The organism is Sapientia aquatica (assembly GCF_004358105.1).
GTDB lineage: Bacteria > Pseudomonadota > Gammaproteobacteria > Burkholderiales > Burkholderiaceae_D > Solimicrobium > Solimicrobium aquaticum.
On sequence record NZ_SMYL01000032.1, the window covers coordinates 1 to 5,544 of the forward strand.

The window sequence follows — 5,544 nt, forward strand, 5'->3', positions numbered from 1 at the left end:
GATATTAAGATGCAAATTAGATTGTTGGCCAATTCGTGGTTAATGACTGATCGTGCGAACTGTGAACGTGACGAAATGAATTTTTTCGGGATTGCCGGATGTTGGACTTTTTATTTTTGTTTTGCAGAATAAAATAAAGTGCGCACTCAACTAGTCACCACAAAAATTATGCAAGCACCGCTTATTCTCACATTTCCCGAAACTGATACCAGCGATGAGGTTTCGCGTAAATCTCTCGAAAACTTAGCCAATCAGTTAGGACTCAGCGAAGTGGCGACTGTTCATAGGGCTCTCAGACTTCTAGCCCAACAACGCCTTGTAGAAGTGCATTCGGACGACGGACCGCTGTCGAGTGAATATCGTGAATGGCTGCAAAATGAGGCAAACAAATTAATTGAGCCGGGTCCTAGGATTTGGAAAAAACGGTTATTTAAAACTTAAAATGAATTAGGATTTGGCTGCTTTCTGCAGCTCATTTTCCGTTTATAAAGCTCAGGAGTGTCTCCTAAAACCGGGGTGATTCAGTTGGATATTCGTGAGCGTCTACCTCACCCTACGGAGCAAAACCCATTCTATGTGGAATGGACAACTTACTTTGGAGTCTTATTATGGCTTTGCATGTTATTACAAATCAAGCGTTGTTGGATATGGTTTCTGGAGGTGAGGAAATTGTTGATTACGAAATGTTTGAAGGAGATGGCGGTGGCTACGGTGGTGGCGGCGGATATGGCGGTGGCGGGAGCGATGTAATTCCGGGTGTAATTGATGATGGAACTAAATGCGTTGTACCGACTAGCCCTAGCACGCCTGGTGTAGTTTCAGCAACGGCTGGTCCCGTTTCCGCAACTGTGAACACAGGTTCGCTCACCGGATGTTTTATCGCTAGCCAAGCATTGGGCGTAACGGCCGGGATTTTAACAGAGAATCCGTGGGTGTATCGCGGAGTATCAGTTGCTTCAAGCTTAGCATGCAACAAACTGGCAGGCTCAATCTCAGTCAAATTTAATTAATAACGGATCGGCCGTAAACAAAGTACCAGTTTTGATCCATTTGAAGAGAGATTGGTACTTTGTTAAAGAAACGGTTGATGAGGGAAGAATGTTATGAATAACAAGTCTATCTATGCGCTGTGGATCTTATTCTTATTTTTGATTGGGGTATTTCTGTTTGCAGTGTCATACACAAAGATTCTTACATTTGATTATTTTTTTATTTATGTTGTTGCGTTACCGACCTATATCTTTTCGCTTGACTTTGAAAGGTCAATTTCGGAAACGGATACATTTAAGAAATATATAAAAATTTTGTTTTTGATATCTATCTTATCGTTGATCGCATGCGTTCTTTATAAAAAACCATTTCTCATATTACCTGTGTTTTTTTTCTGTTTAGAATGTGCGCGTTATTTTTTTAGTAAATTTCTGATTTAATCATGAGAAAAATATCAATCAAGTTAATTTTTGCGATTACCTTACTTCTAACAAAGTTTGCGCTTTCTCAAGAGGCATCCTTACCTCTGCTGCATTTAACAAACGGTGTTAGTAGCTTTTGGATTGTTGGTTCGATGCATGTTGGAAGTAAGGTATTGGTAGACAATAGCTATCCAAAATTAAATAGCGTGATTGAACACAGCTCTAACATTTGCTTTGAAAATGATCCTAGCGATATTCGTTCCTTGCAAGACACAAATCAGAGTATTTATTTTAATCCTCCCGATGTTTCCCTTGAGACGCGGCTCAGTAAGAAAACCTTCGAAAATTTAAAAAAAACATTTATTAATGTTTTCCCAAGTACTAACGCCTATCGTGAGATGTCACCCTATGCCGCTGCAGGAGTGCTCGAAAGTATGAATCCATATGTCAACCAAAACTTTCGAGAATTTAAAAAGGAAAATTCTTTAGATCAATACATCAAAATACAAACTTCCAAGTTCAATAAACAGATTCATGGGTTGGAAAGTAACGATGCCGTTAAAAAGAGCTTTGCTTCGATAACTAATACCGAGTGGGATCAGTATGTTAGCGGGTATATCAACATGCTTAATTGTATGGAATGCTCAATCAAGTATTTCGCATATTTAGAGAAAGCCTACACACTCTCAAATGATCCTGAAAACTCATACGAAAATTCTATCTACGCGATGACATATGGTCCTAATGTCGCACAGATCTTTAACAAAATGTTGTTGGATAAAAGAAATTTGGACATAACAAAAACTATCGCCGGCTTCGGAAAAAGTACAAGTAAGTGTGATCTCGTCGTCGTTGGTGCTGCTCATCTAGGAGGAGAGCATGGAATACTTAATTTACTTAAAAAAGCTAATTACAAAATTATTGAGCAGTAAAAAATAGAAATACATAAATTAGATGTAGATCTATCTATAGACACTAACAATACGTACATGATGAAAACCATCCTCCAAACTGAGTCTAGCGAATGCGGCCTGGCGTGCCTAGCCATGATCGCTAACCACTACGGATATCACAGCGACCTAGCGGATTTGCGACGCCAGTTTTCGATCAGTTTGAAAGGTGCGACCTTGGCGCAAATCATGCGTCATGCAACACGGTTGGAATTGTCTGCTCGACCTCTACGCCTAGAGATGGAAGATTTAAGCCAGTTGGCGTTGCCGTGCATACTGCATTGGAATTTAAATCACTTTGTAGTTCTTAAAAAAGTCAGTAAAAAATACATCGTCATTCTCGATCCCGCTGTGGGTGAGCGAAAACTGGCGATGGCCGAAGTATCCAAGCATTTTACGGGCGTCGCTTTAGAGCTATCGCCTAATCCCGCTTTTCTGCAAAAACAAGACACGAAAAAAATAGCACTGCATGACTTAACGGGTAAAGTGTTTGGCTTGCGTCGAGCATTAGTCCAAGTGATGGTCTTGGCAGTTGCGTTAGAACTCTTTGCGATCTGCTCACCTCTTTTCAACCAATTCGTGATTGACGAAGTCATCGTATCCGGTGATAAAGAATTACTATCTATTTTGGTCGCCGGCTTTGCGCTCTTGATGTTGACACAGACGGTCATTAGTTTGGCTCGTAGCTGGTTCCTCATGCGCTGGAGCATGGACATTGGTTATCAATGGACGAACCGCTTGTTTGCTCACTTGGTTCAATTGCCTGTATCTTTTTTTGAAAAGCGTCACCTCGGCGACATCGTCTCTCGCTTCGGTAGTATCGGGTCTATTCAGTCAACGCTAACTAGTCTTTTTGTTGAGAGCGCCTTAGACGGTCTCATGGCACTGTTGGCGCTTTGCATGATGCTGATTTACAGTCCTAAACTGTCGGCAATTGTACTGGCATCAGTTGCTGTTTATGCGGTCCTACGCTGGGTGTTTTATCATCCCTTCCGTGAAGCTTCCCAAGAACGGCTCATCCTGTCTGCAAAAGAAAATAGCCACTTTCTAGAAACGTTGCGAGCTATTTCTCCGCTTAAGCTTTTTGGTCGTGAAGCGGAACGTCGCTCACGTTGGCAAAATTTGAAGCTTGATGTGATGAATCGGGACATCAAGACGCAAAAGTTATCGATTATTTTTCGGGTAAGCAATACGACATTATTCGGAATTCAAGGACTATGTCTGTTTTATGTCGGTGCAGGATTAGTCATGCAAAATGCGCTGACTGTCGGAATGCTGATGGCATTCTCTAGCTATGCGGGGACATTCTCAGGGCGCATTTTCAGTTTGATTGATATGGTTGTATCCCTAAAAATGCTGGGCTTACACACAGAGCGCCTGTCTGACATCGTGAGGGAACCGGTCGAGGCACAAGTCCCGATCGAAACAGACACCAGCCGCCTAACTGCTACCATTACCTTAAAAAATCTCAAATTCCGTTATGCCGAAGGCGAGCCTTGGGTGTTGAACGACATTAACCTAACAATCCCTGAAGGCCAAAGCATTGCCTTAGTTGGTCCATCGGGCTGTGGTAAGACGACGCTCTGCAAAATCATTTTAGGGCTATTAAAACCAACCGAAGGCGAGGTCTTTATTGACCAAATTCCTATTTCTCGCCTTGGCCTGCAAGCCTATCGCCAGTTGGTTGGTACGGTGATGCAGGACGATGTGTTATTGGCAGGTTCGATTCAAGACAACATTAGTTTCTTTGATGCGCAAATGGATTCGGCACGTGTGGAACAATGCGCCAAACAAGCCGCCATCTTTGATGAGATTTCCGCCATGCCGATGGGATTCCAAACCTTGGTTGGCGATATGGGAAGTAGTTTATCCGGTGGGCAAAAGCAACGAGTACTTCTTGCGAGAGCGTTGTACAAGCAACCGAAAATCTTGGCTTTAGATGAAGCAACAAGCCATCTCGATATTCAGAACGAACTGAAAGTCAACGTGGCATTGAGCCAACTAAATCTCACTAGGATCATGGTTGCCCACCGCCCTGAAACGATTGCAGCGGCTGGACGGGTTGTTGAATTGAGAGATGGACAGGCCCATGAAATTCGTGCGGCTACGAGCAAAGATATGACGTTGGTGGCGTGAAAAAGAGTGACCAGCCTTGAACACAACTTATATACTCTATTAAAATTTCTTGGACTACACACTTCTCCACGGCGTTGTTGAATAAATCGATGGCAACTAAAAAATAGCCAAAATAGCCCGATTTTTGGCTATTTTTAGACTTTCACGGACACCGGCATACCAAGATTTGTCATGATGTTTTAAAGTGGACCCATTGGGCAAGACAATTTTTCAGAGAATTTAAGCTGCATCCATTTTCTTCACTACAGCTGGTCGGCGCTGCCCCGTTTTCCTCAATTGTTCTCCACCTTAATTCGTAAGCGCCTCGCCTGAACCGTCTGGACGCCAAGCCCAAGAATCGGCAAAGTAGCTCCCGTTATATTTAGCGGGAGCTATTTTGGAGGCAACCGACCAAGGTTTCAAGCCCCGCGACACAAGTGGCATAGATCGCCGAGAAACCCTGAATTTGAATTGAAAGACAATCGCCCGGTTGCAAAACGCCTATGGCAGTTTGCACCCCAGTCGTAAGTGGGCCAGTCAATGTGCCGATCGTGACGTCCTCTCCTGATACCAAATTACGAATATGGAGGATGACTGGTTTGTCAAAGGACGGTGGGACGCTGATGTTCCCCGAGCCCCAGAGAAAATTAATACCGGGCCAAGGCCATGGTCCCGGCCCTACTCCCGGCCCGCGCACTCTGACTACATAGCTCGGTCGGCTCGAATCAGCAAAAATTTCACTCAAACTTGTTAATGATCGCAACTTATCCATTGGCGTTCCCTCCCATACACATCATTGTCGGGCTCGTCCAGATTAAGCGGAACCACTTTGTCGACGTGGCGCCAATTAGCCAAGACTCAAGAAAAATCTTGAGTAATGATAGTCCAGTGGCTGAGTTGTGGTCAATGCCCTATTTAGGGCATTTTTAGTGATCGGATCGTAACCGATTACCCACCATAAATACTAAATGATCAAGTAACTCCATGCAAATCCGATCGCAGCGGATTTGCGGCAAAGTGTTGTTTCCATAGTCTTGGCGTAAGTTCATGAACCTTTGACGCCGGAT

At 43.5% G+C, this 5,544-nt stretch carries 4 protein-coding genes; 3 read left to right on the forward strand and 1 reads right to left on the reverse strand.

Features of this window, described 5'->3' with window-relative positions; genetic code table 11:
• The first annotated feature begins 608 nt into the window (after positions 1 to 608).
• The 3 genes from E2I14_RS19065 to E2I14_RS19075 all read left to right on the forward strand — a co-directional run bounded on the left by E2I14_RS19065 (position 609) and on the right by E2I14_RS19075 (position 4,498).
• Positions 609 to 1,010 (forward strand): hypothetical protein, encoded by a 402-nt coding sequence (locus E2I14_RS19065; protein WP_133331511.1) that lies wholly within the window; start codon positions 609 to 611, stop codon positions 1,008 to 1,010.
• 422 nt (positions 1,011 to 1,432) lie between these two features.
• Complete coding sequence (locus tag E2I14_RS19070; RefSeq protein ID WP_133331513.1) at positions 1,433 to 2,344, forward strand: TraB/GumN family protein; 912 nt, start codon at positions 1,433 to 1,435, stop codon at positions 2,342 to 2,344.
• A 57-nt stretch (positions 2,345 to 2,401) separates the two neighbouring features.
• A complete protein-coding gene (locus tag E2I14_RS19075) occupies positions 2,402 to 4,498 on the forward strand; it encodes a peptidase domain-containing ABC transporter (protein WP_133331515.1) in 2,097 nt (698 codons plus the stop codon).
• A 361-nt stretch (positions 4,499 to 4,859) separates the two neighbouring features.
• Here E2I14_RS19075 and E2I14_RS19080 read toward each other — a convergent pair whose 3' ends face one another.
• Positions 4,860 to 5,249, reverse strand: a complete 390-nt coding sequence (locus E2I14_RS19080) for a hypothetical protein (protein ID WP_133331517.1) — start codon at positions 5,247 to 5,249, stop codon at positions 4,860 to 4,862.
• Positions 5,250 to 5,544 lie beyond the last annotated feature (295 nt).